The sequence below is a fragment of the Actinoplanes sp. NPDC026619 genome (assembly GCF_040638295.1).
Lineage (GTDB): Bacteria > Actinomycetota > Actinomycetes > Mycobacteriales > Micromonosporaceae > Actinoplanes.
In genome coordinates this window covers 121,728-145,925 of the sequence record NZ_JBEZYA010000003.1, presented here as the reverse complement: position 1 = coordinate 145,925, position 24,198 = coordinate 121,728, and the positions used below count along the sequence as shown (strand labels likewise).

22 protein-coding genes are annotated in these 24,198 nt (G+C 71.2%); 11 read left to right on the top strand and 11 right to left on the bottom strand.

Annotation, left to right across the window (positions count from 1 at the left end; genetic code table 11):
* Positions 1–61: 61 nt before the first annotated feature.
* The gene (locus AB0E90_RS09100; protein WP_360401764.1) at positions 62–532 is read right to left on the bottom strand and encodes a QsdR family transcriptional regulator; all 471 of its coding nucleotides are present in this window, start codon (positions 530–532) and stop codon (positions 62–64) included.
* A 257-nt stretch (positions 533–789) separates the two neighbouring features.
* Here AB0E90_RS09100 and AB0E90_RS09095 point away from each other — a divergent pair, with 257 nt between their 5' ends.
* A complete protein-coding gene (locus AB0E90_RS09095; RefSeq protein ID WP_360401761.1) occupies positions 790–1,110 on the top strand; it encodes a hypothetical protein in 321 nt (106 codons plus the stop codon).
* A 356-nt stretch (positions 1,111–1,466) separates the two neighbouring features.
* Positions 1,467–2,021 (top strand): TetR/AcrR family transcriptional regulator, encoded by a 555-nt coding sequence (locus AB0E90_RS09090; protein WP_360401758.1) that lies wholly within the window; start codon positions 1,467–1,469, stop codon positions 2,019–2,021.
* 361 nt (positions 2,022–2,382) lie between these two features.
* On the opposite strand, the gene AB0E90_RS09085 is transcribed toward AB0E90_RS09090, so the two are convergent.
* Together AB0E90_RS09085 and AB0E90_RS09080 are read right to left on the bottom strand one after the other, a co-directional pair.
* A complete protein-coding gene (locus tag AB0E90_RS09085; protein ID WP_360401755.1) occupies positions 2,383–2,781 on the bottom strand; it encodes an SRPBCC family protein in 399 nt (132 codons plus the stop codon).
* Positions 2,782–3,016: 235 nt separating this feature from the next.
* Positions 3,017–5,260, bottom strand: coding sequence for a glycoside hydrolase family 15 protein (locus tag AB0E90_RS09080; RefSeq protein WP_360401752.1), 2,244 nt, complete (start codon positions 5,258–5,260; stop codon positions 3,017–3,019).
* A 206-nt stretch (positions 5,261–5,466) separates the two neighbouring features.
* Between AB0E90_RS09080 and AB0E90_RS09075 the strand changes: the two genes are divergently transcribed.
* Entirely contained in the window at positions 5,467–6,522 is a 1,056-nt protein-coding gene (locus tag AB0E90_RS09075; protein ID WP_360401749.1) for an aldo/keto reductase, read from the top strand.
* Positions 6,523–6,571: 49 nt separating this feature from the next.
* Here AB0E90_RS09075 and ald read toward each other — a convergent pair whose 3' ends face one another.
* Positions 6,572–7,687, bottom strand: coding sequence for an alanine dehydrogenase (gene ald, locus AB0E90_RS09070; protein WP_360401746.1), 1,116 nt, complete (start codon positions 7,685–7,687; stop codon positions 6,572–6,574).
* A gap of 126 nt (positions 7,688–7,813) precedes the next feature.
* Here ald and AB0E90_RS09065 point away from each other — a divergent pair, with 126 nt between their 5' ends.
* Entirely contained in the window at positions 7,814–8,284 is a 471-nt protein-coding gene (locus AB0E90_RS09065; RefSeq protein ID WP_360401743.1) for an Lrp/AsnC family transcriptional regulator, read from the top strand.
* On the opposite strand, the gene AB0E90_RS09060 is transcribed toward AB0E90_RS09065, so the two are convergent.
* Positions 8,281–9,144, bottom strand: coding sequence for a response regulator (locus AB0E90_RS09060; RefSeq protein WP_360401740.1), 864 nt, complete (start codon positions 9,142–9,144; stop codon positions 8,281–8,283). The genes AB0E90_RS09065 and AB0E90_RS09060 overlap by 4 nt on opposite strands.
* 182 nt (positions 9,145–9,326) lie before the next feature.
* Here AB0E90_RS09060 and AB0E90_RS09055 point away from each other — a divergent pair, with 182 nt between their 5' ends.
* The 3 genes from AB0E90_RS09055 to AB0E90_RS09045 all read left to right on the top strand — a co-directional run bounded on the left by AB0E90_RS09055 (position 9,327) and on the right by AB0E90_RS09045 (position 12,540).
* Positions 9,327–10,538: a GAF domain-containing sensor histidine kinase gene (locus tag AB0E90_RS09055; protein ID WP_360401737.1), complete on the top strand. Its 1,212-nt coding sequence runs from the start codon at positions 9,327–9,329 to the stop codon at positions 10,536–10,538.
* A 100-nt stretch (positions 10,539–10,638) separates the two neighbouring features.
* Positions 10,639–12,018 carry a M36 family metallopeptidase gene (locus AB0E90_RS09050; RefSeq protein ID WP_360401734.1) on the top strand — a complete coding sequence of 460 codons (1,380 nt, stop codon included), beginning with the start codon at positions 10,639–10,641 and terminating at the stop codon, positions 12,016–12,018.
* A gap of 75 nt (positions 12,019–12,093) precedes the next feature.
* On the top strand, positions 12,094–12,540 hold the full coding sequence (locus tag AB0E90_RS09045; RefSeq protein WP_360401731.1) for a hypothetical protein: 447 nt from the start codon (positions 12,094–12,096) through the stop codon (positions 12,538–12,540).
* A gap of 50 nt (positions 12,541–12,590) precedes the next feature.
* Here the strand turns inward: AB0E90_RS09045 and AB0E90_RS09040 are convergent, their stop codons facing one another.
* Both AB0E90_RS09040 and AB0E90_RS09035 read right to left on the bottom strand, forming a co-directional pair.
* Complete coding sequence (locus AB0E90_RS09040; protein WP_360401728.1) at positions 12,591–14,210, bottom strand: cellulase family glycosylhydrolase; 1,620 nt, start codon at positions 14,208–14,210, stop codon at positions 12,591–12,593.
* 35 nt (positions 14,211–14,245) lie between these two features.
* Entirely contained in the window at positions 14,246–16,393 is a 2,148-nt protein-coding gene (locus AB0E90_RS09035) for a glycoside hydrolase family 3 N-terminal domain-containing protein (protein WP_360401725.1), read from the bottom strand.
* A gap of 298 nt (positions 16,394–16,691) precedes the next feature.
* Here AB0E90_RS09035 and AB0E90_RS09030 point away from each other — a divergent pair, with 298 nt between their 5' ends.
* Complete coding sequence (locus AB0E90_RS09030; RefSeq protein WP_360401722.1) at positions 16,692–17,702, top strand: LacI family DNA-binding transcriptional regulator; 1,011 nt, start codon at positions 16,692–16,694, stop codon at positions 17,700–17,702.
* On the opposite strand, the gene AB0E90_RS09025 is transcribed toward AB0E90_RS09030, so the two are convergent.
* Both AB0E90_RS09025 and AB0E90_RS09020 read right to left on the bottom strand, forming a co-directional pair.
* The gene (locus tag AB0E90_RS09025; RefSeq protein ID WP_360401719.1) at positions 17,699–19,222 is read right to left on the bottom strand and encodes a serine/threonine-protein kinase; all 1,524 of its coding nucleotides are present in this window, start codon (positions 19,220–19,222) and stop codon (positions 17,699–17,701) included. The genes AB0E90_RS09030 and AB0E90_RS09025 overlap by 4 nt on opposite strands.
* 84 nt (positions 19,223–19,306) lie before the next feature.
* Entirely contained in the window at positions 19,307–20,026 is a 720-nt protein-coding gene (locus AB0E90_RS09020) for a laminin G domain-containing protein (protein WP_360401716.1), read from the bottom strand.
* Positions 20,027–20,225: 199 nt separating this feature from the next.
* On the opposite strand from AB0E90_RS09020, the gene AB0E90_RS09015 reads away from it, so the two are divergent.
* Together AB0E90_RS09015 and AB0E90_RS09010 are read left to right on the top strand one after the other, a co-directional pair.
* Positions 20,226–20,570: an STAS domain-containing protein gene (locus AB0E90_RS09015; protein WP_360401713.1), complete on the top strand. Its 345-nt coding sequence runs from the start codon at positions 20,226–20,228 to the stop codon at positions 20,568–20,570.
* On the top strand, positions 20,567–20,971 hold the full coding sequence (locus AB0E90_RS09010; protein WP_360401710.1) for an ATP-binding protein: 405 nt from the start codon (positions 20,567–20,569) through the stop codon (positions 20,969–20,971). Before AB0E90_RS09015 ends, AB0E90_RS09010 begins: the two co-directional genes overlap by 4 nt.
* On the opposite strand, the gene AB0E90_RS09005 is transcribed toward AB0E90_RS09010, so the two are convergent.
* On the bottom strand, positions 20,968–22,464 hold the full coding sequence (locus AB0E90_RS09005) for a SpoIIE family protein phosphatase (protein ID WP_360401707.1): 1,497 nt from the start codon (positions 22,462–22,464) through the stop codon (positions 20,968–20,970). The genes AB0E90_RS09010 and AB0E90_RS09005 overlap by 4 nt on opposite strands.
* 302 nt (positions 22,465–22,766) lie before the next feature.
* Between AB0E90_RS09005 and AB0E90_RS09000 the strand changes: the two genes are divergently transcribed.
* Positions 22,767–23,507, top strand: a complete 741-nt coding sequence (locus AB0E90_RS09000; protein WP_360401704.1) for a hypothetical protein — start codon at positions 22,767–22,769, stop codon at positions 23,505–23,507.
* A gap of 28 nt (positions 23,508–23,535) precedes the next feature.
* Here AB0E90_RS09000 and AB0E90_RS08995 read toward each other — a convergent pair whose 3' ends face one another.
* The gene (locus AB0E90_RS08995; protein ID WP_360401701.1) at positions 23,536–24,189 is read right to left on the bottom strand and encodes an aspartate/glutamate racemase family protein; all 654 of its coding nucleotides are present in this window, start codon (positions 24,187–24,189) and stop codon (positions 23,536–23,538) included.
* Between the last annotated feature and the right edge of the window lie 9 nt (positions 24,190–24,198).

Sequence of the window (24,198 nt, the reverse complement as noted above, 5' to 3'; positions counted from 1 at the left end):
CACATGTATTTTGCCGGGATTGTGAACATCGTAGCCACGCCCGGCCGGACGGGACCGGAGTTCAGCCGTCCAGCAGCGCGCGCAGCGCTCGCTCGGCGATCCGGAACTCCACGTCGCTGCCGCTGAACAGCTCGCTGTAGAGCACCGACTCCATGATCCGCACGTAGAGGAAGGCGAGCCCGAACAGGTCGGGCGACGCGGCGCCGGCGCCGGTCTCGACGAAGATGTCGCGCTGCACCAGGATCGCCCGGCGGTGCACCTCACCCGAGGGAGTGAACAGCACCCGGGCGGCGGTCTGCGGTTCGGAGTCGACGAAGCAGCGCATCGGCCGGGACGCGCGCATCCGGTCGTAGAAGCGGCGGGACACCTCGATCACCCCGTCCGTCCCGCGTTCGCGCCGGGTCGCGCGGGCCTGGCCGAGGAGCCGGTCACCGAGCGCCCAGAGCGCATTGCCGAGCAGCGCGTCCCGGCTGCCCGCGACCCGGTAAAGGGTGGCCCGGCTGACCGCCAATTGCGCGGCCAGCAGATCCATGTCCAGTGATCCGTGTGATCCGAATTGACGCACGGCCCCCCGCACGACATCGCCGTGAGCGACCACCCGGCGCGATTTCCTGTCCGTTTTATCCCTCCGGGAATCGTGGTTGGACTTCGGTTAACACCGCCACGAGGGATTCGGTTCAACGCGATTTCCGCACGTGCGACGGCTGTCTCAGGAGCGCTCCGGAATTCGACCGGCAGCCGAATGCGGGCCGTATCAGCGGCCATCGGATCCATCGGGGCGAGAAGCACATGAGGAAGCTCCGCACCATCGCCGGTGCCGCCGCGGGCCTGGCGCTCGCTGCCGCCGCCGTCACCCTGATCCCGCGGGCCGACGCCGCGACCAACTCGTTCCAGCGGGGCCCGGCGCCGTCGGCGGCGAGCATCCGGCTCGAGTTGACCGGCGCGTCGCACTTCGCGCCGAACATTCCGAACACCACGATCGCGTCGACCAGCGTGGCCTGGCTGAAGCGCTTCGTGGATGCCGACACCCGCTTCGAGCAGTTCATCTGCCCGGGGCCGTCGACCGGGGCGACGGTCAGCCAGTACGAAGTGAAATGCCCCCTGGGCTGAGCCCTCGTCGCCCGGTTCCGGCCTTCGTCACGACCGGCTGAGCGCCACCCCGATGAACAGCCCGTAGAAGATCATCAGGCCCGCGATCAGGGCCATGTCCATGCCGCGTCGTTCCAGGAAGTCCCGCACCAACTGCTCAACGACCCGAGGGTGCCGAAATCTCGATCCTTCCTCCGAACGGGTTCGGATGATCTTTCGCGGGGGCGGCCGTGCGGAGTTTGCCACCAGGTCGTAACGTGCCTGTCAAATTGATCCACAAAGGACGACGGTGAAGCACCTCGGATACCTAGCCTCCTAGGACGCTTTAGAGGGTGTGCGCTGGGCGGCCGGTATCGGGGAAAGCGGAGGTGCGGCGCGTGGTCGACGGCGTGCGGGAACGGATGATCGACGGGGCGGTGCGGCTACTGGCCCGGCAGGGGTTGCAGGGCACGTCGTTCGCCGAGGTGCTGCAGGCGACCGGGACGCCGCGCGGCTCGATCTATCACCACTTCCCGGGCGGCAAGGACCAACTGGTGGCGGCCGCGCTCGACACCGCCGGCGACGACACGATCCGCGGCCTCGCCGGGCTGACCGGGGCGAGCCCGGCCCAGGTGACCGAGCGGTACCTCGGCCTGTGGCGGGAGTTGCTCGTCCAGAGCGACACCACAGCCGGCTGCGCCGTCCTCGCCGTCACGGTGGCCGCCCGCTCGGACGACATGCTCGACCGCGCAGCCACCGTCTTCCGCTCCTGGCGCGACCAACTGGCCACGCTCCTGGCAGCCGGCGGCCACCCGTCCCCGGTGCCTTTCGCGACAACCTTGGTCGCAGCCAGCGAAGGCGCCGTGGTGCTGTCGCGGGCGGAGCGCTCCCTCGAGCCGTTCGACGCGGTCGCCGCCTTCCTGCTGGCCGAGGCACGCGACATCCGCCCCTGACCCGCCGCTGCGTGGCCGGCGTCGGTCTCCGGGGTGTCCCGGCAGACTGCGAGGGTGGGCACGGGTGATGGTGGCGCTTCGGTTCTGCGGCTGGTGACGGAGCTGGTGGCGGCGCCCAGCCGTGGCGGGGTCGATGCCTACGGGGCGGTCATCGGCGTACTCGATCGGTGGTTGCGGGGGCGGGGGCTGTCGCCGCGCGTCCTGGTTGACCACGACGGTGCGGAAGTTGCCGGCGGCGATCCTGGACGCCGCCCGCCGGCACGGCCTGAACCCGCGGCCGAAGATCGCCGGCCCGTCGAACATCGGCAACTACCTGGCCGGACTGGGCATCGCGGCCACGGCCGGCCTGGCCCGGCGGGCGTCAGCTGGACTCGAGAATCTTCTTCAGGCGGACCAGGTCGGCGGCGACCGCGTCGGTGTCGCGGGCGAAGTCGGCGTCGGAGACGCCGGGCGTGCGGCGCACGCTGAAGACGATCTCCGAGCCTTCGCCGTACGGGACGACTCGCAGCGGATTGTCGAAGCCGTCGCCGTTCGGGAACGTCACGTGGTGGTCGAGCACGCCGTAGTCGTTCGGCGGGGCGAACTCCACCTTCACCTGGCCGCCCGGGGTGTCGACGAACCACTCGCCGTCGATCTGCTCGACCTCTCCGCCGAGGCCGGGCGCCCAGTCCGTGATGTGCCGGGGGTCGGCGACGTAGGCGTAGACGTCGGCGGCCGGGCGGTTGATGCGTTCGGCTGGATGCGCGGTATCGCTGGGCATCTCCTCATCCTCCCAAGGGCAGCGGTAACTCGCTGGCCGGTCCGATCGGCGGGGCACACGATGGTGGGATGTTGGTGACGTTCGCGCGGCGGGCGGGCGGCTCCACTCCGGCGACCACCGGTGGCGTGCCGAGTTCGAACGGTCCGGCGGCGCTCTCGACTTCGACTGGCCGAGAGGCTGACCAGCGCGGTGCCGCCGAGCGCCGCCGTCAAGCGCGGCCGTCGGTGAGCTGCTTTCAGCTCCGGTAGCGGTCGGCGGCCGCGGCCGGCTGCTCCAGGATCTTTCCGGTCTGGACGTTCCAGGCCAGGCGGATGAACTGGGCGTGCGCCCACGTCAGCGGGGTCGCCGAGAAGGTGGGGGTGCCGGGGGCGGTGGCCGGTGGATATTGGTCCCACACCTGCTCGGGGAGCATGGCGGTCGGGCTCGTCGCCCGGGTCATCGTGGCCAGCTGGGTGCGGGCGGCCGAGCGTGAGCCCGCGGCCAGCTGATATTCGCCTCGTTCGCCGTTGAGCAGGGGCCACGCCCGGCCGCGGGTGAGCAGGGAGCCGTCCGGCAGGCCGTAGTCCCAGGGGCTGCCGTCGGCCTTCTCGCCGTAGCCGTCGAACGACGCCCGGTGCCAGAAGAAGCCGTTCGGGGTGTCGACGCCCAGCTGGGCGTCGATGACCGACAGGGTGTTGCGGATGTCGGGATCCGAGGCGGGCAGCACGCCCAGCCGGACCAGCTCCAGGAAGCTGGGGTCGACCACGCTGCGCTGGTCGGCGGCGGCCGGTCCGCTGTCGCCGATCGGGTAGGTGGTGCCGGCGTCGGGATTGCCGTCCTTGGTCAGACGAAGGAAATACGGCTTCGGTGAGTACGGGCCGGTCGAGGTCACCGTCCACGACTTGAGGCGGGCGCGCCAGGAGTCGGCGGTGGCCAGGTATCGGGCCGACGCGGCCGGATCGCCGTTCGCCCGGGCCAGCGACGCCGCGCACACCAGGCCGGCGATCTCGGCGGCGATGGTGCCGGGGGACCAGCCGGACTGGTTCTCCCAGCGTTCCTGCGGGGTCCACGGCGCCGCGAAGCCGTCCTGGGTGAAGCCGAGCAGGAAGTCGGCGGCGCGGCGCACGTGTGACCAGGTGTCCGGGTCGGTGCGGCCGAGCTGGTAGGCGAGGACGATCGGCAGGGCGACCTCGTCCAGTTGCAGGCCACCCCACACCGGTGCGCCGTCGACCTGAGAGTTCTGCGGGAACGAACCGTCCGGTTTCTGCTGGACGGTGAACAGGAAGTGCAGCGCACGGGTGGCGCCCGCGCGGTCGCCGGCGGCCAGAAGTCCGGTCGCGATCTGATAGAGGTCTCGGGACCACACCAGGTGGTAGGGGCCGGAGGGGTCGTCCCGGCCGAAGGCCCACGGCGAGGCGGGCGCGGCGACGTACGCGCCGGGGTGGGTCTTGTCCTCGCTTGCCGCGAGCACCATCGTGGACACGCGGTAGAGCCGGCGGCCGGCCGCGCCGGACACCGACGCCGGCGGCTGCCGCAGCCCGGCGAGGTACCGGCCCCAGCCGGACCGATAAAGCCCGGAAACGCGGCCGAAGCCGCTCCGCAGCGAGGAAGTCGCCGCGAAGATCGCGCTGCTCTCGCCGCCCGACCGGCCAGAGCGGGTCGCATTGCCTGTGGCGGTGGTTGAGGGGGAGCCGAAGCCGAGCGCGAGGGTGACGCGTGGCGCCAGCGCGGCGGTCTGCACCAGGTTGCCGGGGCCGGCTTCGCGGTAGCGCCAGTCCATCCGGCCGTCGGCCAGCAGGTCGGTGAGGCCGTCGCTGGTTTGCGCATAGCCGCTGGAGGCGGCCCTGATGGCCGGGCTCGCGGCGAGCGCGCTGGACACGTCGCCGTCCGTGGCGACGAGCACGTCCGTACCGTTACGGCCGGCGGCGGGGGCCACGCTGGCCGTGTGCCCGGAGTCGTTGCCGCGGGTGTTCGCGAGGGCGGGGTCGTAGATCGCGTAGAGGTCCCGGCCGCGGCCGTCGAGGTCCAGGTCGACCAGGACGGTGTCGTGGGCCGGATCGGTCACGTAGGACGCGGTGAGCCGCCATGAACCGTCACCCGCGGTGAACGTCTGCCGGAAGCTGAGGCTGCGCTCGTCGGTGAGTGAGGTGCGCACGGTGACCGTGGCGGACGAGGCGGCCAGGGTGGCGTGACCGTGCCGGTCGGCGACGACGAACCGGAGCGCCCGCGCGCCCGGCCCGCCCAGCGTCGGATAGAAGATCTCGCCCAGCCCGCCGGTGGACTGCACCGTCGCCCACACCTTGCTGCCGGTGGTGCGGGAGGTGACCAGCCCGGCCTTGTCCGCGGGAAGGTACTGCTCATCGACACCAGGGGCGCCGGGCGCAGAAACCGCGCCGGGCACCGCGGCTGCCGCGACGCCGAACGGCGACGTCGTGCCCATCGTCGCCGGGGCCAGGCCCAGCGTTGCCGCCACACCGGCGGCCATCCACGAATTCGTCATACCGGCCTCCTTGCCGAAACGACTGCTCCAGAGGACTTCGTGACCCTTCCAGAAGACCGCGCGGAGAGTTGGCGAACGATCCGGGGGACTTGGCGAAGGGTCTCGTGAAGCACATATACCCCGGTCGGTCGGGTACCGCATTCGGTGGACAATGCGCGGCCGCCGGGTGAAGGCTGGCAAGCGTTGAATGCACTGCAGAGAGGGCGATGACGATGCAGTACCGGCAGCTCGGGCGGACCGGCCTGAGAGTTTCGACATTCACCCTGGGCACGATGGGTTTCGGCGGCACCGGCTGGGCGACGCCCGTCGGCAATCTCGACGTCGACGCGGCGCGCGAGGAGATCGCGATCGCGAAGGACGCGGGGGTCAACCTGATCGACACCGCGGACGTCTACTCGGCGGGCCTGTCCGAGGAGATCGTCGGGCAGGCGCTCGGCAACTCCCGGGAGGACTGGCTGATCGCGACGAAGGTGCGGATGCCGATGGGGGACAGCCCCAACGACGCCGGCCTGTCGCGGCACCACATCATCCGCGGCGCCGAGGCGAGCCTGCGCCGGCTCGGCACCGATTACATCGACCTTTATCAGGTGCACGAGTGGGACGGGCACACCCCGCTCGAGGAGACCCTGACCGCGCTGGACGACCTGGTGCGCAGCGGCAAGGTGCGCTACGTGGGGTGTTCGAACTACGCGGCGTGGCAGATGGTCAAGGCGCTCGGCATCTCCGACGCCCGGCAGTTGGAGCGGTTCGCGAGCACTCAGATCTACTACTCGCTGCACAGCCGGCACGTCGAGACGGAGATCGTGCCCGCGTGTATCGACCAGGGTGTCGGCATCCTGGTGTGGAGCCCGATCGCGGGCGGCCTGCTCTCCGGCAAGTACCGCCGGGGTGTGGACGCGCCGGCCGGCAGCCGGCACCTGTCCGAGTGGTCCGAGCCGCCGGTGCACGACGAGGACAAGCTGTACGACACGATCGAGCTGGCCGTGAAGATCGGCGAGTCGCACGGGGTGTCGGCGGCGCAGGTGGCCCTGGCGTACATCGTGCAGAAGCCGGGCGTGACCTCGGTGGTCGTGGGCGCGCGCACGAATGACCAGCTGCGCGACAACCTGGCCGCGGCCGATCTGGTGCTGACCGCCGACGAGGTCAAGGCTCTTGACGACGTGAGCGGCGAGCCGCTGCGCTACCCGTTCTGGCACCAGGCCAACACCAGCACCGACCGGCTCAGCGAGGCCGACCTGTCGCAGATCGAGAAATACCTCTAGAACGCAAAGCCGCCCGGAGCATAAGAGCTCCGGGCGGCTACGGGCTGGGTCAGGCGAGGACCGAAGCGACCTCGACCGAAGGGAGGCCCAGCGCTTCGCCGACCGAAGCGTTCGTGAGCTGGCCGGCGTGGATGTTGAGACCGAGGGCGAGCGCCGGGTCCTGCGACAGCGCGGTCTGCCAGCCGAGGTCGGCGAGGCGGAGCGCGTACGGCAGGGTGGCGTTGGTCAGGGCGTACGTGGAGGTGTTCGGCACCGCGCCGGGCATGTTCGCGACGCAGTAGAAGACGGCGTCGTGCACCCGGTAGATCGGGTCCTCGTGGGTGGTGGCGTGCGAGTCCTCGAAGCAGCCGCCCTGGTCGATGGCGATGTCGACGAGCACCGCGCCCGGCTTCATGCGCTTCACGAGGTCGTTCGAGACCAGCGTCGGGGCCTTCGCGCCGGGCACCAGCACCGCGCCGATGACCATGTCGGCTTCGAGGACCGACTGCTCGATCGCGTACGAGCTGGAGACCAGCGTCTTGACCCGGCCGCCGAACTGGGCGTCGATCTGCCGCAGCCGGGGGATGCTCAGGTCGAGCACGGTCACGTCGGCGCCCATGCCGAGGGCGATGGTGGCCGCGTTGACGCCCGAGACGCCGCCGCCGATGACGGTGACCTTGGCCGGGCTGACGCCGGGGACCCCGCCGGGGAGCACGCCGCGGCCACCGGAGTTGCGCATCAGCGAGTACGCGCCGACCTGCGGGGCGAGCCGGCCGGCCACCTCGGACATCGGGGCGAGCAGCGGCAGCGAACCGTCGGTGAGCTGCACCGTCTCGTACGCGATGGCGGTGGTCCCGCTGTCGAGCAGAGCCTTGGTGCCGGCCGCGTCGGCGGCCAGGTGCAGGTAGGTGAAGACAACCTGGCCGGCGCGCAGCCGGTGGTACTCCGACGCGATCGGCTCCTTGACCTTGAGCAGCAGGTCGGCCTGCGCCCACACGCTGTCGGCGTCGGGAACGATCCGGGCGCCCGCGGTGGCGTAGTCGTCGTCGGTGATCGCCGAGCCGGTGCCGGCGCCCGCCTGGATGAGCACCTGGTGCCCGCGGCGGACGAACTCAGCCACGCCGGCCGGGGTGATGGCCACCCGGTACTCGTGGTTCTTGACCTCGGTCGGCACGCCGATCTGCATTTCCGGTCCCTTCGGGGCTCGCGGTTCGTGTGACTAGAGTGAAATGATGTGCAGGATCGGCGCAATGGGACCGAATAAGATTCTGTTTCAGGAAAGACAGGAGAATAAAATGTGGATCACCAAGCAATGACAGCGGATTCGCCGAAGGATCTTCGGGGCCTCGATCACCTCGATCTGGAGCTTCTGGCCCTGTTGGAGGTCGACGGCCGGATGCCCAACAACGCGCTCGCCGAGCGGGTCGGCATCGCCCCGTCCACCTGCCTGACCCGCATCCGCCGGCTGCGCGATCTCGGCGCGATCCGCGGCTTCCACGCCGACGTCGACCCGGCCTGGATCGGCCGCCCGATCCAGGCCATGATCGCGGTGCGGATCCGGTCCGACGCGCGCGATGCGATCGGCAAGTTCGCCGAGTCACTGGCGGGCATTCCCGCCGTACGCGATGTCTATTTTGTGTCTGGTTCTTATGATTTCCTGCTGCATGTGGCCACGGCCGACGTCGAGGACCTGCGCACGATCATCACCGAGCGGCTCAGCGGCACCCGCCTGGTCGCCGACACCGAGACGCACCTGATCTTCGAGCACCGCCGAGGCAATTAGCGACGGCGGTCGATCAGCCTCATCACCCGCGGGGCGGCCGCGCGCAGCGTGTCCACCGTCGCGCCGGAGAACCGCATCGGCGCGGTGTCCATCACCGCCATGATCCCGACGACCAGGCCGTCGGGGGAGTGCAGCGGCACCCCGGCATACGAGCGGACACCGGACATGGTGACCATCGGGATGTCCTGGAAGATCGGGTCGCTGCTCAGATCGTCGAAGAGCACCGGCCGGTCGGTGCCGGCCAGCACGCCGCCCGGCGTCCACTCGATCGGCGTGCCGCCGGCCTCGACGATCAGGTCGGGCAGCCCGACCGAGGCGAGGTGCTGCAGGGTGTTGTCGAGCACCAGGCCGGCGACGGCGCTGGACGCGCCGGTCAGCTCGGCGACGTTGGCGATCTCGATGGCCAGGCTCAGCTCGTCGACCGGGTCCGGCTCGTCGAGCAGCCGGGCCACCGCGGCCAGCCGGTCCGGGTCGGTCAGCGGCCGGCCACTGGTCAGCCGCCGGTCGCCGGAGTTCGCCAGCAGGTCCCGGGCCACGTCGGCGACCTGCCGGAACGGGACCGGCTTGCTCAGCACCTGGTCGAAGACGTCCCGGGCGCCGTCCGGGGCGACGGCCGTGAGCATCATCATCGGCACGGCCGCGGTGGCGTCGTCGGCGCGCAGCCGGCGGGCCACGTCGAGACCGGTCATGCCGGGCAGCCCGTTGTCGAGGATCACCAGGTCGGGGTGGCACTCGGCCACCATCTGCAGAGCCCGTGGGCCGTTGCCCGCGAGGTGCACGACGTGCCCGGCCCGGCTCAGCGTGGTGGCGAGCAGACCCGCGACATCGGCGTCGTCCTCGGCAGCGACGATTACGGCCATGTCAAACCCCGTCCGTAGGTGACGTTCATGCAGTTCAGACCGTAGGGAGCGGGGGGTTCGGGAGGAGTGTGACCCGGTTGCGATCCGGTTGTCCCGCTGCGCACCACCCTGCACCCGGGCTAAGGCTCAGCACCGGCGGCGGGTAGCCGAGTGGACCAGTGACAGCCGGGAGGTTTGCGTAAATGTCGGACATCATGGTGGCGGAGCAACAGCGGTTGGCCGCTCTGCGCGAGTACGAGGTGCTCTACAGCGCCCCGGAGGCCGACTTCGACGACATCGCCGTGCTCGCCGCCCAGCTGTGCCGCACTCCGACGGCCGGGATCAGCCTGGTCGACGGCGAGCGTCAGTGGTTCAAGGCCAGCGTCGGCATGGGCGACGCCTGCGAGGTCGCCCGCCGGCACTCGTTCTGCTCGCACGCCATGCACAACGGCGAGGTCATGCAGGTGCCCGATGCCCGGCTCGACCCCCGCTTCCGCAACAACCCGATGGTCGTCGGCGAGCCGTACCTGCGGTTCTACGCCGGCGCCCCGCTGATCTCGGCGAGCGGCCAGCCGCTCGGCAGCCTCTGCGTGATCGACTTCGAGCCGCGGCTGCTCACCCCGGCCGAGTGCGCCGGCCTGCGCACCCTCGCCCGGCACGTGATGGCCCAGCTGGAGCTGCGCCAGTACGCGCGGGGCCTGGACGCGGCCAACGAGCGGCTGCGCGACGCCGACCGGATCAAGGACGAGTTCATCTCCCGCGTCACCCATGAGCTGCGTACGCCGCTGACCTCGATCAACGGCTACCTGGAGGTGCTCGGCGACCAGGAGGCCCAGCCGGCCGAGAACCAGCAGTTCCTCGACCGGATCCGGCGCAACTCCAACCGGCTGATGGCCCTGGTCGACGACATGCTCCTGGCCGCGCAGACCGGCCCGAGCTCGCTCGTGCTCGACCGCGGCGTGATCGACCTGGCCGCCCTGGCCCGCGACGCGGTCGACCGCAACCGGGTCCTCGCCCACGGCCGCGGCCTGGACATCGCGGCCGAGGCCGGCGAGCCGGTTCTGGTCAGCGCCGACCTGCAGCGCATCGGCCAGGCCCTGGAACGCCTGGTGCTCAACGCGGTCAAGTTCACCCCGCAGGGCTGGGTGACCGTCGCCGCCGAGGTGGACGGCGCCGACGCGGTGATCGAGGTGCGCGACACCGGCATCGGCATCAGCCCCGCCGACCAGGAGCGGGTGCTCGCCCCGTTCCGCCGCACGGCCGACGCCGAACGCAACGAGGTGCAGGGCGCCGGACTGGGCCTGAGCATCGTCAAGGCGATCATCGACGCGCACGGCGGCGCGCTGACCATCGACAGCGACACCGGCCGCGGCACCACCATCTCGATCCGCCTGCCCCGGCCGGAAGCCGGCTGACCGCCCACCACCGCCGACCCCGTTGATCATCCACGTATTTCCATAAGTGTGGGTGAGGGGTAGCGTCGCGATCCTCTGAGGATCGACGTGGGGGGTTTCCTTGAAGAGAACAATTCGGCTGCTCGCGCCGCTGGTCACGGTGGGTGTGGTGATCGCCGGCGGCACCGCCGCGCAGGCCGCGCCGGCCGGGCTGCAGCTGGTCCAGACCCGGCAGTCGCTGCTCGGCGCGCACACCTGGTACCAACAGACCTATCGGGGAATCCCGGTTTTCGGCGGCTATTACGCCACGCACACCGACAAGGGCGTGCTGACCGTCGACGACGGCCGCAAGGCCGTCACCGGCCTCGCCGACGACATCGCCGGACTGACCGCGCAGGGCGCCAGGTCGAAGGTCGCCGGCCGGCTCGGCAAGCAGCCCGGCAGCGCGCAGCTCGTCATCGTGCCCGGCTCACCGGCCACGCTCGCCTGGATGACGCTGACCCCGACCGGCAAGGGCACCTACCGCACGCTGGTCGACGCCGACTCGGGCGCGTTGCTGCAGGAGAAGAACACCGTGCGGCAGGCCGACGGCAAGGGCCGCGTCTTCGACCCCAACCCGGTGGTCAAGCTGCAGAACGAGTCGCTCACCGACAACGACAACGCCGACGGCCCGCAGTTCGCCCGCGCCTACCGCACGGTCCGGCTCACCCAGCTCGACCGCGGGACCGACAAGCTCCACGGCCGGTACGCGTTCAACATCAGCGACAACCAGGTCACGAACCACAGCCGTACGTTCCTGTTCAACCGTTCGCAGGACGGCTTCGAGCAGGTCATGGCGTACTACAGCATCACCGGCGCGCAGGAGTACATCCACCGGCTCGGGTTCCGCGACGTCAACAACGAGCCGCAGGACTTCAGCACCACCGGGTACGAGGACGACAACTCGTACTACGACCCCAGCGTGGACGGCATCACCTTCGGCACCGGCGGCGTGGACGACGCCGAGGACAACGAGGTGATCTGGCACGAGTACGGCCACGCCATCCAGGACGACCAGGTGCCCGGCTTCGGCGAGTCCGAGGAGGCCGGCTCGATCGGCGAGGGCTTCGGCGACTACTGGGCCGTCACGATGTCCCAGGCGACCAGCCCGAACACCGCGGTCACCCCGTGGGCGTGTGTGATGGACTGGGACGCCACGTCCTACACCGACGACACCCCGCACTGCCTGCGCCGCACCGACGGCCCGAAGGTCTACCCCGGCGACCTGGAGAACGAGGTGCACGCCGACGGCGAGATCTGGTCGCACGCGCTGTGGGACGTCAACCGCGCCCTCGGCCGCACCACCGCCAACCGGGTGATCCTCGAGTCGCAGTTCTTCTTCAATCCGACGATCAGCATGCCCGAGGCGGCCCGGCGCACCGTGGCCACCGCCCTGGTGCTCTACGGCCCCTACGCCGCGCTCAAGACCCGCGCCGCGTTCCACGCCCGCGGCATCCTGTAACGCTGCAACCGGACGGCAACGCGTCTCGCAACCGGGCGGGGGAACGATGGAAACTCCCCGATCAAGGAGTTGCCCGTGCGCTTTCGACGCGTTGCCGTCGCGGCGGCCTTAGCCACCGCCGTCGTCGTCCCCTCGGCCGCCACGGTCGCGTTTGCCGCGCCCGGCGAGCAGGCCGCCGCGGTGCACGCCGCGTCGCGGCCGTCCCGGTTCTCCGGCACCGGCATGGTCACCGCGGTGTCCGGCCGCACGGTAAGCATCAAAATCAACGGCAAGGGGTCTGCGCTCACGGTCACGGTGACCGCGGACGCCCGGATCCGGGTCAACGGCAAGAACGCCGCCGTGGCCGACCTGGCCGTCGGCTACGGCATCACGGTCAACGGCACCCGCAGCGGCGCCGACTACCTCGCCTCACGCGTCGAGGCGCGTGGGAAGAAGACGAAGGCGAGCCCGCAGGTGAGCCCGGCGCCGAGCCCGTCGGCGTCCGACGACCACGGGAGCCACGGCCACGGCGACGACGACTGAGAGGTGAGCGGTGCGGACCAGCCCGGTTGGTCCGCACCGCTCAGTCCTCATCAGGCGCAGGTCGCGCCGTTGAGCTTCACGGTCGCGGGCGCCGAAGCCGTCCCGTTCGCGGTGAAGCCGACGGTCACCGACGCGCCCGCCGCCAGCGACGCCGCGTAGGTCGGGGCCGCCGCGGTCACCGACGTCCCGCTCTGGGTCACGGTCGCGTTCCAGCCGCTGCCGAGGGTGACGCCGGACGGCCAGGTCCAGGTCACCGACCACGGGTTGACCGCGCCGCTGCCGGTGTTCTTGACGGTCAGCCCGCCCTGGAAGCCGCCCTCCCACGCGTTGTCCTGCTTGTAGGTCACGGTGCAGGCCCCGGTGGTGGTCGGCGTGCTGGGCGACGTGGAGACCGATGTGGAGACGGTCGGCGACGTGGTGCCGCCGGTCGAGCCACCGGTCGATCCGCCGGCGACCGGCGCGATCAGGTACGGCGAGATGATCGCCTGCTTCGCCGTGTTGATCGTGGTCCAGTCGTCGTTGGCGATGCCGCCGGTGTCACCCGAGTTCGGGTTCCACGACCAGTAGGTGAACGACATCCCGTTGACCCCGGTGCCGGTGTACTTGAGCAGCTCGGTCAGCCACACCTTGTCGATGTCGCTGGCCAGCGTGGTGCCGAACTCGCCCATCATGATCGGCGCGATGTTCTGCTTGTAGAGGTAGCCCCAGTACTTGTCCCAGATCGCCGGCATGTTCGCCGGGTAGGTCGGGTCGTCGAACCAGGTCTGGTGGTAGACGCTCGTCGCGTACTCGTGCGGCGAGTAGACCAGCCGGTTGGCCACGTTGAGCCGCACCGGATATTCGCCGGCCTTGGAGAGGTTCCCGCCCCACCAGCCGCAGTCCTCGTCGTTGCTGGTGTCGCCGTCCCAGACGTTGGAGAGGCCACCGCTGGGGCAGGAAACACCTTCGACGAAGATCAACCAATTCGGCTGTACGGCGAGGATGGCGTTGCCGGCGCGTTCGGCCGCGAGCCGCCAGTCACGTTCCTGCACCCCGCAGCCCCAGCAGGCGCCGGTCGCGGCCGGGTTGGTGCCCTCGGCGTGCGGCTCGTTGTGCAGGTCGGCGCCGATCACGGTGGTGTTCCCGGCGTAGTGCTGGGCCAGGGACTTCCAGTTGGCGATCCAGGTGGTCTCCGGGACGGCCGCGGTGTACCAGAGGGCGGTCTGCCCGGCCGCGGTCGGCCGGTGCCGGTCGAGGATGACCCGCATGCCCTTGCTGCCGGAGTAGTCGACGACCTTGTCGAGGATCTGCAGCGGCGACAGGCCGACGAGATCCGGGTTGACGTAGTCGTTGATGCCGGTGGCGGTCGCGCCGGCCTTGAGCGCGTCGTCGGAGAACGGGATGCGCAGCGTGTTGTAGCCGAGCGAGGCCATCGTGTCGAGCTGGCTGCGCCACGGGTTGCTGGCCCAGAGACCGTGGAACGTCTTGTTGTCGGTCTCCATCCCGAACCAGTTGATGCCGGTCAGCCGGACCGTCGCGCCGGTGCTGTCGAGGATCTTGTTACCGCTGGTGTGCAGGTAACCGGTGCCGGTTCCGCCGGTGGCGGCGTCGGCCGGCATGGCGGCCACCGTGACGAGGCCGGCGATGAGAGCGCCGGCCGCGGCCGCCGCTAGGGCGACACGTCGGATCATGGGGACTCCAGGGGTGGGGAGGGGAACGGGGGTGTTCACGTGGCGACACATCCGCCACGTGCCTTGCATCCGCGGGCGTCCGGGACGGTGACCACCAGCGGAGTCGAGGGGGCCGAGCGGTTGCCGGCCTTGTCGCGTGCCACGACGGTGAGCTCGTGCACGCCGGGGGAGATCGTGGCGAGGGACAGCGACAGCCCGGTGGTCGTGCCGATCAGCGCGTTGTCGGCCAGGACGTCGTAGCCGTCCAGGCCGCTGCCGCCGGTGTCGGTGGCGGCCATCCAGGTCAGCTTCCGGCCGGTCGGGGCCAAGGCGCCCGTGGTCAGGGCGGTCGCGGCCGGGGCGCCGGGCGAGCTGGGCGGGGCGCTGTCGGCTTCGCGGTCGTCGAAACTGAGGCCATAGCCGTACGCGAATAGCCCGGTCTGTCCGTCGCCGGCGTTGATCGGCTCCTGGGCCGAGGAGCCCGGCCAGGTCACCGGCAGCCGCCCGGTCGGGGCGTAGTCGCCGAACAGCACGTCCGCGACGCCGGCGCCCTCGCTGCCCGGCAGCCACGCGGCGACCAGCGCGGCCCAGCCGGCCACCAGCGGGGCGACGTCCAGCGGCCGCCCGGAGACGAGCACCACGATCACCGGCACGCCGGCCGCCCGCAGTTTCGCGAGCACCGCCGTGTCCTGGTCGTCGAGCCCGAGCCCGAGCCCGGCGGGGCGGTCACCCTCGTACTCGGCGTAGGGGGTTTCGCCGATCACCGCGATCGCGGCCCGGTAGGTGCCGTCGATGCCGTCGCCCGCCAGGTCGTAGGTGACGGTCGTGCCCGGCCCGGCGACGTCGCGGATGCCCTGCAGGATCGTGGTGCCGCCGGGCACCGTGTCGCCGCTCGACCCCTGCCAGGTGCCGGTCCAGCCGCCGGCCTGGTTGCCGAGGTCGTCGGCGCTCTTGCCGGCCACGAAGATCTTCCCGCCGGTCTTGGCGAGCGGCAGGACGTCGCCGGAGTTGCGCAGCAGCACCTGCGATTCGCGCACCGCCTGGCGGGCCAGGTCCCGGTGCTCGGCGCTGCCGACGGTCTCCTGCCAGGAGCGGTCCGCGTACGGCTTCTCGAACAGCCCCAGCTCGAACTTCTTGGTGAGGATCCGCCGGTTCGCGTCGTCGATGCGCGACATCGGGATTTCGCCGGCCTCGACCGCGGCGCGCAGGTAGTCGAGGAAGGTGGTCCAGTTCTCCGGCACCATCAGCATGTCCAGGCCGGCGTTGACCGCGGCGACCACCTCGGCCCGGGTGAAGCCGGGCTTGCCGTCGATCTGGTCGATGCCGGCCCAGTCGGAGACGACGAACCCGCCGAACCCGAGCTCGGTCTTGAGCACGTCGGTGATCAGGTATTTGCTCGAGTGCAGCTTGACGCCGTTCCAGCTGGAGAACGAGACCATGACCGCGCCGACGCCCCGGTCGACCGCGGCCCGGAACGGCGGCAGGTGGATGCGGCGCAGCTCCGCCTCGCTCAGCGCGGTGTCGCCCTGGTCGTCGCCGCCGGTGGTGCCGCCGTCGCCGAGGTAGTGCTTCGCGGTCGCGAGGACCGGCGCCGCCCCGTCCTGCAGGCCGGTGACGACGGTGGCCATCTCCGAGACCAGGGCCGGGTCCTCGCCGAACGACTCGTAGGTGCGGCCCCACCGGTCGTCGCGGGCCACGCACAGGCACGGCGCGAACGTCCAGTCCGGACCGGCGCCGGTGACCTCCTCGGCGGTGGCCGCGCCGATCCGCTGCACCAGGTCGGGGTCGCGGGTGGCGCCGAGGCCGATGTTGTGCGGAAAGATCGTCGAGCCGGGGACGTTGTTGTTGCCGTGCACGGCGTCGACCCCGTACAGCATCGGGATCTTCAGCGGGGTGGCCAGCGCGCCGCGCTGGTAGGCGTCGTACATGTCCGCCCACCCGGCCGGGGTGTTGTCGTCCGGGGCGGAGCCGCCGCCGGAGAGCACCGAGCCCAGGCGGTACGTGGTCAGATCGGCCGGGGTGACCGCGGCCCGCTCGGCCTGGGTCATCTGGCCGAGTTTGTCGGCCAGCGTCATGCGCGCCATCAGCTCGTCGACGCGCTGGCCGACGGGGGTGTCCTGGGCAGCGGGCGCGCTGGAGCGCAGCACGACGACGATGGCCACCGCCAGCAACGCGGCCATCACCCCGAAACACACACGGCGCATGCGTAACAACTCCGCCCACGGTTGTTAATGTGAAGTCATCGTGTCATGGGAGCGCTCCCATCTCAATATTTGCTAGCGTGCCCGCGTGAAGGCGCTCGTCGATCTCCGCCGGCCGGCATCGCACTCATTGCCCCGAACCACCTCGCGCCGCGGCCCTTCCGGCTCCCACGACGCTGCACGGACGGAGATTGACCTACATGGGTAATAGGGTTTGGCTGGCTCGATCATGCCCTGGGCTGCACCGGGCGGGTACTTTGTGTCGGGCGCGGCCAGAAGTCGCGCGGAGGAGGTGCCACGCATGACGGACCGTAACAGGGGTGCCGGACGGCCGACCCTGGAAGAGGTGGCGCTGCGAGCCGGCGTCGGCCGGGGCACGGTCTCCCGCGTCGTCAACGGTTCCGCGCAGGTCAGCCCGCGCGCGAAGGCGGCGGTCGAGGACGCGATCGCCGAGTTGGGTTACGTCCCTAACCGGGCCGCCCGCACACTGGTCACCCAGCGCACCGACTCGGTCGCGCTGGTGATCTTCGAGTCGGGGGAGCGGTTCTTCGCCGAGCCGTTCTTCGGCCGCATCGTCCAATCCATCTCGTCGGTCCTGGTCGCCCGGAACCTGCAGATGGTGCTGATGATCGCGCAGGCGCCCGAGGAGCGCCGCCGGCTCGAGGGTTACCTCACCCGCCAGCACGTCGACGGCGCGCTGCTGCTGTCGCTGCACGGCGACGACCCGCTGCCCGCGCTGCTGGAGGACCGCGGCGTTGCCACCGTCCGGGTCGGAAGGCCGATGTATGCGGAGCCCGGCACGTTCGTCGACGCCGACAACCGGGCCGGCGCCCGCGAGGCCGTTGCCTACCTGCGCCGCCAGGGCCGCCAGTGCATCGCGGCGATCACCGGCCCGCTCGACATGGCCGCGGGATTAGCCCGTCTCGACGGCTACCGCGACGTGGTCGGCGACGGGCCGGTCGCGTTCGGCGACTTCAGTCAGGAGAGCGGCGAGGCCGCCATGCTCCGGCTGCTCGAGCAGTACCCCGAGGTCGACGCGGTGTTCGCGGCCTCCGACACGATGGCCGCCGGGGCGCTGCGGGTGCTGCGCCACTACGGCCGGCGGGTCCCGGAGGACGTCGCGCTGATCGGCTTCGACGACTCGGTCGTCGCCCGGCACACCGAGCCGTCGCTGACCAGCGTCGACCAGCCGATCGCCGAGATGGGCCGGGAGATGGTGCGGCTGCTGCTGGCCAAACTGGACGGCGACGAGGACGGCGACAGCGGCGGCGTGGTCCTGCCGACCCGCCTGGTGATCCGCGGGTCGGCCTAAACGGACCGAGATACATCGGTCAGGCGGGCGCGCAGGATCGTCGCCCGCCCGGCGCTGAGGCTGGCCTTGCCCTCGCCGGCCCGGTCGGCGACCTTCAGGCGGATCTGCTCGATCCGGTCGGGGCGGTCCTTCTTCGTCGCCCGCTCCAGGTTGCGGATCAGGTTGAGCAGGTCGGTGGCCACGTCGCCGCGGATCTCGCCGGTGGCCGCGCCGTCCTCGACCGTTGTGCGCAGCCGGCTCACCGCGTCCGCGAAGGCCAGCCGGGGCGGCGCCGACGTGACGGTGGGCGCGGGCGAGCTCGGCGCCACGCTGGGCACGGTCGGGGCGCGGGAATAGTAGAGCGTCGCCGGGTGGGTCTGCGGCGGCGGGTTCGCGTCGGTCCTGTTCTTCGGCCGATTGACCAGCATGTAGGCGCCGATCGCGGCGAGCAGGATGGCGAGCACGCCGAGCACCAGGCCGATCCGGCGCTTGGGCGGTTCGAAGTGCTCGATGTCGGACATCGGCACGGTGGCCGGGGCGGCCCGGCCGGGCGCGTAACCGGGTCGCGGGGTGGTGCCCGACCAGATCTGCGCGACCCGGGGGTGCAGATTTTCCGCGGCCGGCCGCGCGCCGGCGCCCGCCGGGACCGGCTCGAGAGCCGGCCGCTCCGCTCCCAGCTCGACGGCTGACACCTCGACGATCGGCGGCTCGACGGCCGGCGCGTCGGCGGGCTGATCGGCCAGCCACAGCGCGGTCAGCGTGAAACGGACCTCGTCCGCTCCGGGCCGGTCGGCCGGGAGCTCTTCCAGGCAGTGATCGACCACCGTGCGGAAATCGGCCGGCAGCGACTCGGGCAGCGTCGACGGGCCCTTCTGGCGGGCCTCGTCCAGCTCCTCCCAGGTGTCCACCGGATAGGGCGGATCGCCGGTGACCATCTCGAACAGCAGGATGCCCAGGCCGTACACATCGGTCGCGGGCTCGGCCGGCATGCCGTCCAGGCGTTCCGGCGCCACGTAGGCCGGGGTGCCGAACGTCGCGCCGGTGTCGTCGTCGTCCGGCTCGCCGGCCGCCGTGCTGATCCCGAAGTCGAGGATCTTCACGCCGGTCGGGGTGAGCATGACGTTGCCCGGCTTGATGTCGCGGTGCACCACGCCGCCGGAGTGCGCGGCGGCGAGCGCGTCGGCCACCGCGGCGCCCACCCGGGCCGCCTCCTGCCAGGAAAACGTCTCCCGCTCCAGGCGGGCCGCGATCGTCTCGCCGGCCAGCAGCTCCATCACCACGAACGGCGCCACCGAGCCGTCGGCGCGGACCGCCTCGCGGTAGTCGTGCACCGCCGCGATGTTGGGATGCGACAGCTTGGCCGCCATCCGCGCCTCGCGCCAGGCCACGTGCGGCCCGGTCGCCAGCTTGATCGCGACCGGGCGGCCGAGCAACTCGTCGGTGGCCCGCCACACCTGCGCCATGCCGCCGGTCTCAAGGAGAGTGACCAGCCGGTAGCGCGTCGCCAGCAGGGTCCCCGCGCCGGGCCAGTCATCGCTCATCGTCGAACATTCGCTCGGTACCTCCCCGAGTGTCAACCTTGAGGGGAAAGCCTTTGCTCGAACTATCGGAGCGTGTCGTCAGCGCTACCAGTCGTATCCGGCTGCGTGGATCTTCACCCAGTCCACGTCCCCGCCGAAGTAGTCGCAGCCCACCTCGATCTGATCGCAGGTCGTCTTGCCGCCGATCGACAGCGGCCAGGCGTTCGAGATCGTCCCGGTGGCGCCGGGCTTGCTGGCCGCGGTGACGCCGTCGATCAGGACCGACACGCCGGAGCGGTAGCGCATGCACATGACCGTGTGCCAGTCGCCGTCGTTGATCGGCCGGGGCGCGGTGACCAGAACCTGGCCGGCCGATCCGCGGAACCAGCACTGCACCTTCCCGCCCGGGATCTGCATCTTGAAGCTGCCGCCGGCGACGGTCGCCTGTCCCTTCTGGATGACGTTGCCGAACTGGTTTCTGGTCCGCAGCCGCAGCGAGACGGCGTAGTCCCGGTCGCCCGGGTCGAGGGCCGCGTAGTCGGGCACCACGACCAGGTGAGCCGGGCGTGCGGGCGGGGTGTCCGGCTCCAGGCGGCCGAAGCCGTACCCCTGGGAACTGCCGGCGCTGCGGCCGGTGAAGACCTCGGACCCGATGCCGCCGTGGAGCCCGTTGCCGCTGCTGTCTTCCATGACCCGGGCGCCGGCCGGCTCGTCCATCGACCACACCGCCACGGTTTCCCAGTTGGTGGCCTGGGCGGGCGCCGCGCCCGCGGTGACGGCCGCGATCGACGCGGTGAGCGTGACGATCCAGTGTCGGTTTCTCATGGCTCGTCCCCCGTCGAATGCCCTGTTGATCAGACATAAAGATACTAAGCACCTGTACGACTTGATATGGCCTGAAGACCGTTGAAAGTACGTATCTCGGGCCGCGGGTGATGTCGCTCCGGGGTTGGAACCCGTTGGAACCGGGCGCGCAGGGTGACATGATGGCTCCCGTCAGCCTGGGGGAGGGGAACGGAAGTCCATGGCGAACTTCGCGGCGACGACCTCCGACGGGGCCGGGCACGTCCGGGTCACGCTGGCCGGCGACTGCGACCTGGCGGTCCGCGATCAGCTCAGCGAGTCGCTGCTGGCCGCCGTGCACCGCAGCGACACCGTGATCGTCGACCTGGCCGCGGTCGGGTTCCTCGACTCCAGCGGCCTGCACGCGCTGGTGACCGCGCACCGGGCGGCAATCGAGCGGGGCGGCCGGCTCTACGTGGAGAACCCAGCCGGTTCGGTGGCCGCAGTGCTTGACCTGACCGGGGTGGCCGGCCTGCTGAGCCGCAGTGGATCGAGCAGCGACGAGACGGGCGGTGACCGACAGTGAACACACCCGCCGATCCGCCGGCGACCGCGACGCGTCCCGCCGAGATGGCGTACGCGGTGGCCGGCGACCTGGCGGTGGTCCGTGAGTTCATCCGCACCGAGTCGGAGGCCCTCGGCCTGCCCCGGTTGCGTGCCGACCTGCTGACCGTCGCGGTGAGCGAGCTGGCCACCAACACCCTGCAGCACACCGACGGCGGCGGCCGGGTGCTGCTCTGGGCCGACGACGGCCGCATCCACTGCGACGTCATCGACTCCGGCACCCCGCCGGCGTTCGGGCGGGCCATGCCGGCCGCCGACCAGCCGCGCGGCCGCGGCCTGGCCATCGTGGAGCGCATCTGCGACGAGGTGAGCATCTCCGTCCACCCGGACGGCACCGCGATCAGCCTGACGATGCTGCTCTAACCTCCGAGCACCCGGATGGCCACCGTGCAGGTGTCGTCGTCGGGGCTCGGGCGGTTGAGCCGGGACGCCAGCGTGGGCAGGGCGTGCTCGCCGTGGTCGGCCGACGCCTCGCCCAGGATGGTCATCACCTCGGTGAGCAGCGGCTCGCCGGTCACCCGGCGCTCCACCAGTCCGTCGGTGTAGAACAGCAGCAGGTCGCCGGCCGACAGGCACGGGGTCAGCACCTGGTAACTGGAGTCGTCGTCGGCGCCGAGCATCAGCCCGGCCGGCAGGTCGAGCGGCATGGCGACGCCACCGCGGGCCAGCAGCGGAGCGGCGTGCCCGGCCCGGGCCCAGGTCAGGCCGCGGGTGGCCGGGTCGAAGATGGCGATCACCGCGGTGCCGGTGACTCCCATCCGGGTGCACATGCCGTTGAGGTGGCGCAGCAGCGTCGCCGGGTCGTCGATGCCGATGGCCAGCCAGGCGATCAGCGCGAAGCGCAGGTGCGCCATGCTGTTGGCCGCGGCCAGCCCGTGCCCGGCCACGTCGCCGACGGCGAGCACCGCCCGGCCGTCGGTCAGCTCCTGGGCGTGGTACCAGTCGCCGCCGACCCGGATCGCGCTCTCGGCCGAGAGGTAGCCGACCATCACCTGCAGGCCGGGCAGCGGGAACGGGGCCAGCGGCACCGGCTGGATCATGTGCTGCAGCCGGGCGGCCAGGCGGTGCTCGGCCAGCGCGGTCAGCTCGCGGCTGCGCAGCTGGTCGCTGAGGCGTTCGATCGCGGTGCGGGACTGCTCGCGCGCCGTCACGTCCTGCACCACCGCGTGCACCTTGATCGGGGTGCCGGTCGCGTCCAGCACGACGTCGGACAGGACGCGCAGGTGCTTGGCCGACGTGCCGACCCGGAACCGCACGGTCACGTCGGAGACGCCGCCGAACTCCATCGTCTGCCAGGCCGCCTCGCCGAGGCCGCGGTCCTCCGGTTCGATCGCCGCCGCCTGCTCGGCCCGGCTGAGCGGGCCGGCCGACTCGTCCCGCTCGAAGATCCGGTAGACCCCGGGCGACCACTGGCTCTCCCCGGTGACCAGGTCGTACTCCGCCCAGCCGAGATTGCCCAGCTGCTCGGTGCGCTCGGTGCGGCGGCGGTCCTCGTCGAGGCGCTGCCACCAGACGAGCAGGCCGCCCAGCACCGGATGCACGGTGACGTCGAACAGCGAGCGCGGCACGAAGCCGGCCCGGTCCTGCTCGTAGCGGAACTCGCTCATCCGGCCGGGTTCGCCGGTGTGCAGCACCTCGACGTAGAGCTGCCACAGCCGGCCGCCGACGAGGCCGGGATAGAGCTGGCTGAGCCGGGAGTCGACCCGGTCGGTGCCGCGGCGGTAGATGTCGTGCCCGCTGCCGCTGGCCGCCCCCACCTCGAAGTCGGCAATCTCACCATCGTCGCCGGCCACCGGGCGCAGCCACGAGCAACCCGCCGGGATGACCGACAGCAGCTCGCGTATGGCGGAGGTCACGGCGTCGTGTGCCACCATCTCAGCGTAGTGGCGAACGGCCCTGGCGCCGCCACGCCGATCCGGCTACGACGGACGGGTGATGTCTTCTGCCGGTTCGGCCACCCTGCCATGGCGGAATTCCGGCCCGGACTGCCCTTTTGGTAACTGGGATATCACGATCCGAACAGTCTCGCGAAGCGCCTGCTCAAGTTGGTAGCATCCCGGCCGAATCAAGCCAGTGCCCGTGCGAGTGGCCTCGTGGAACGGCTCTGTACGTACGGAGGTCTTCCTTGTCCGACAACCGCATGAAGGATCGAGTAAAAGTGCTTCTTAATGGGACGTCCGCGGAAGGTCAGACCTCGGAGCAGGCGGTTGTCGCGCCCCCGCAGGCACACCCCAACCAGGCTCTGCAGGTGCTGACGCTGGCGCAGCGCACTGCCGAGGAGCACGTTGCCCGTGCTCACCACCAAGCCGACAAGATCCGCACGGACGCGCTGGCCGCGGCCGAGCAGATCAACCGGGACGCGCAGGCCCACGGCCACAACGTCCGCCGTGAGGCCGAGAAGATCCTCACCGACGCGCGTGCCGCCGCCGAGCAGATCGCCCGCGACTCGCACGCCCGCACCGAGGACGCCCGGCGCAGCGCCGAGAAGATCGTCGCGGACGCCCGCGCGGCCGCCGGCTCGATCGGCGAGGACGCCCAGGCCAACGCCGACCACCTCAACCTGCAGGCCCGCCAGCGGTACGACGACGTGGTCGGCAGCCTCGGCACCAAGCGCGAGGCGCTTCAGCAGCAGATCGAGGCGCTCGAGCAGTTCGACCGGGAGTACCGCCAGCGGCTGACCACGTTCATGCAGGGCCAGCTGCGCGCCCTGTGGGTCGACCAGCCCCAGGTCAACGCGGAGCTGCCGGAGCAGGCCGCCGGTCCGGTCCCGGCCGAGGCGCCGGTGTCGGCCGCGCCGCGGCACGGCTCCGAGGAGGGCGAGGAGCCGGTTCCGGCTCAGCGTCAGTCGGCCGAGGACGAGGTCGGCGAGGAGTCCGAGGAGCAGCTCAGCGAGCGCTGAGCGGATGTCGCCCGCACGCCGGTCCGGATCACCCCGGGCCGGCTTCGGCGATCGCCCGGGCGACCGCGGTGCGCGGGCTGGTCAGCACCGGGATCGGCAGGTCCGCGAGCAGCGCGGCGGCCGGGGCCAGGCTGGCCTGCGCCAGCACGATCACGTCGGCCCCGGGGGCGATCTTTCGCGCCTGGGCGGCGGCCTTCTCGGCGTACGCCCGCAGGTCGCCCTGTTGAAAGAGTGACCAGGCGCCCGGCACGGGTGTCTCGATCAGCGTGACCCGCCGCCCGGCCTGCCCGGCCGCCGCCCGCAGCAGGGCACCGGTCGGCCCGAAGGTGGAATCCGTGGTGGCGATGACCGCAACGCGCTCGCCCGCGGCCACCGCTGCCTCGGCCATCGGCCGGTCCACCCGCAGCACCGCGACGCCCAGGTCACCCGTTCGGGTTTCGGCATACTCCGACAGCGTGGAACACGTGCAGACGATCAGGTCGGCGCCGCCGTCGGCCAGCTCGTGCAGCCGGGCGTCGACCCGGGCGGCCAGCTCGCCGGTGATGCCGTCGCGCTGGGCGTCGGCGAGCAGGGCCGGATCGACCACGTGCACGTCCGCCCAGCCCGGCGCGAGCTCGGCCCGCAGCGCTTGGAAGACCGGCACGTGAACGTCCGCCGTGTGCAGGAAACCGATCGTCGTCATGATTTTGAA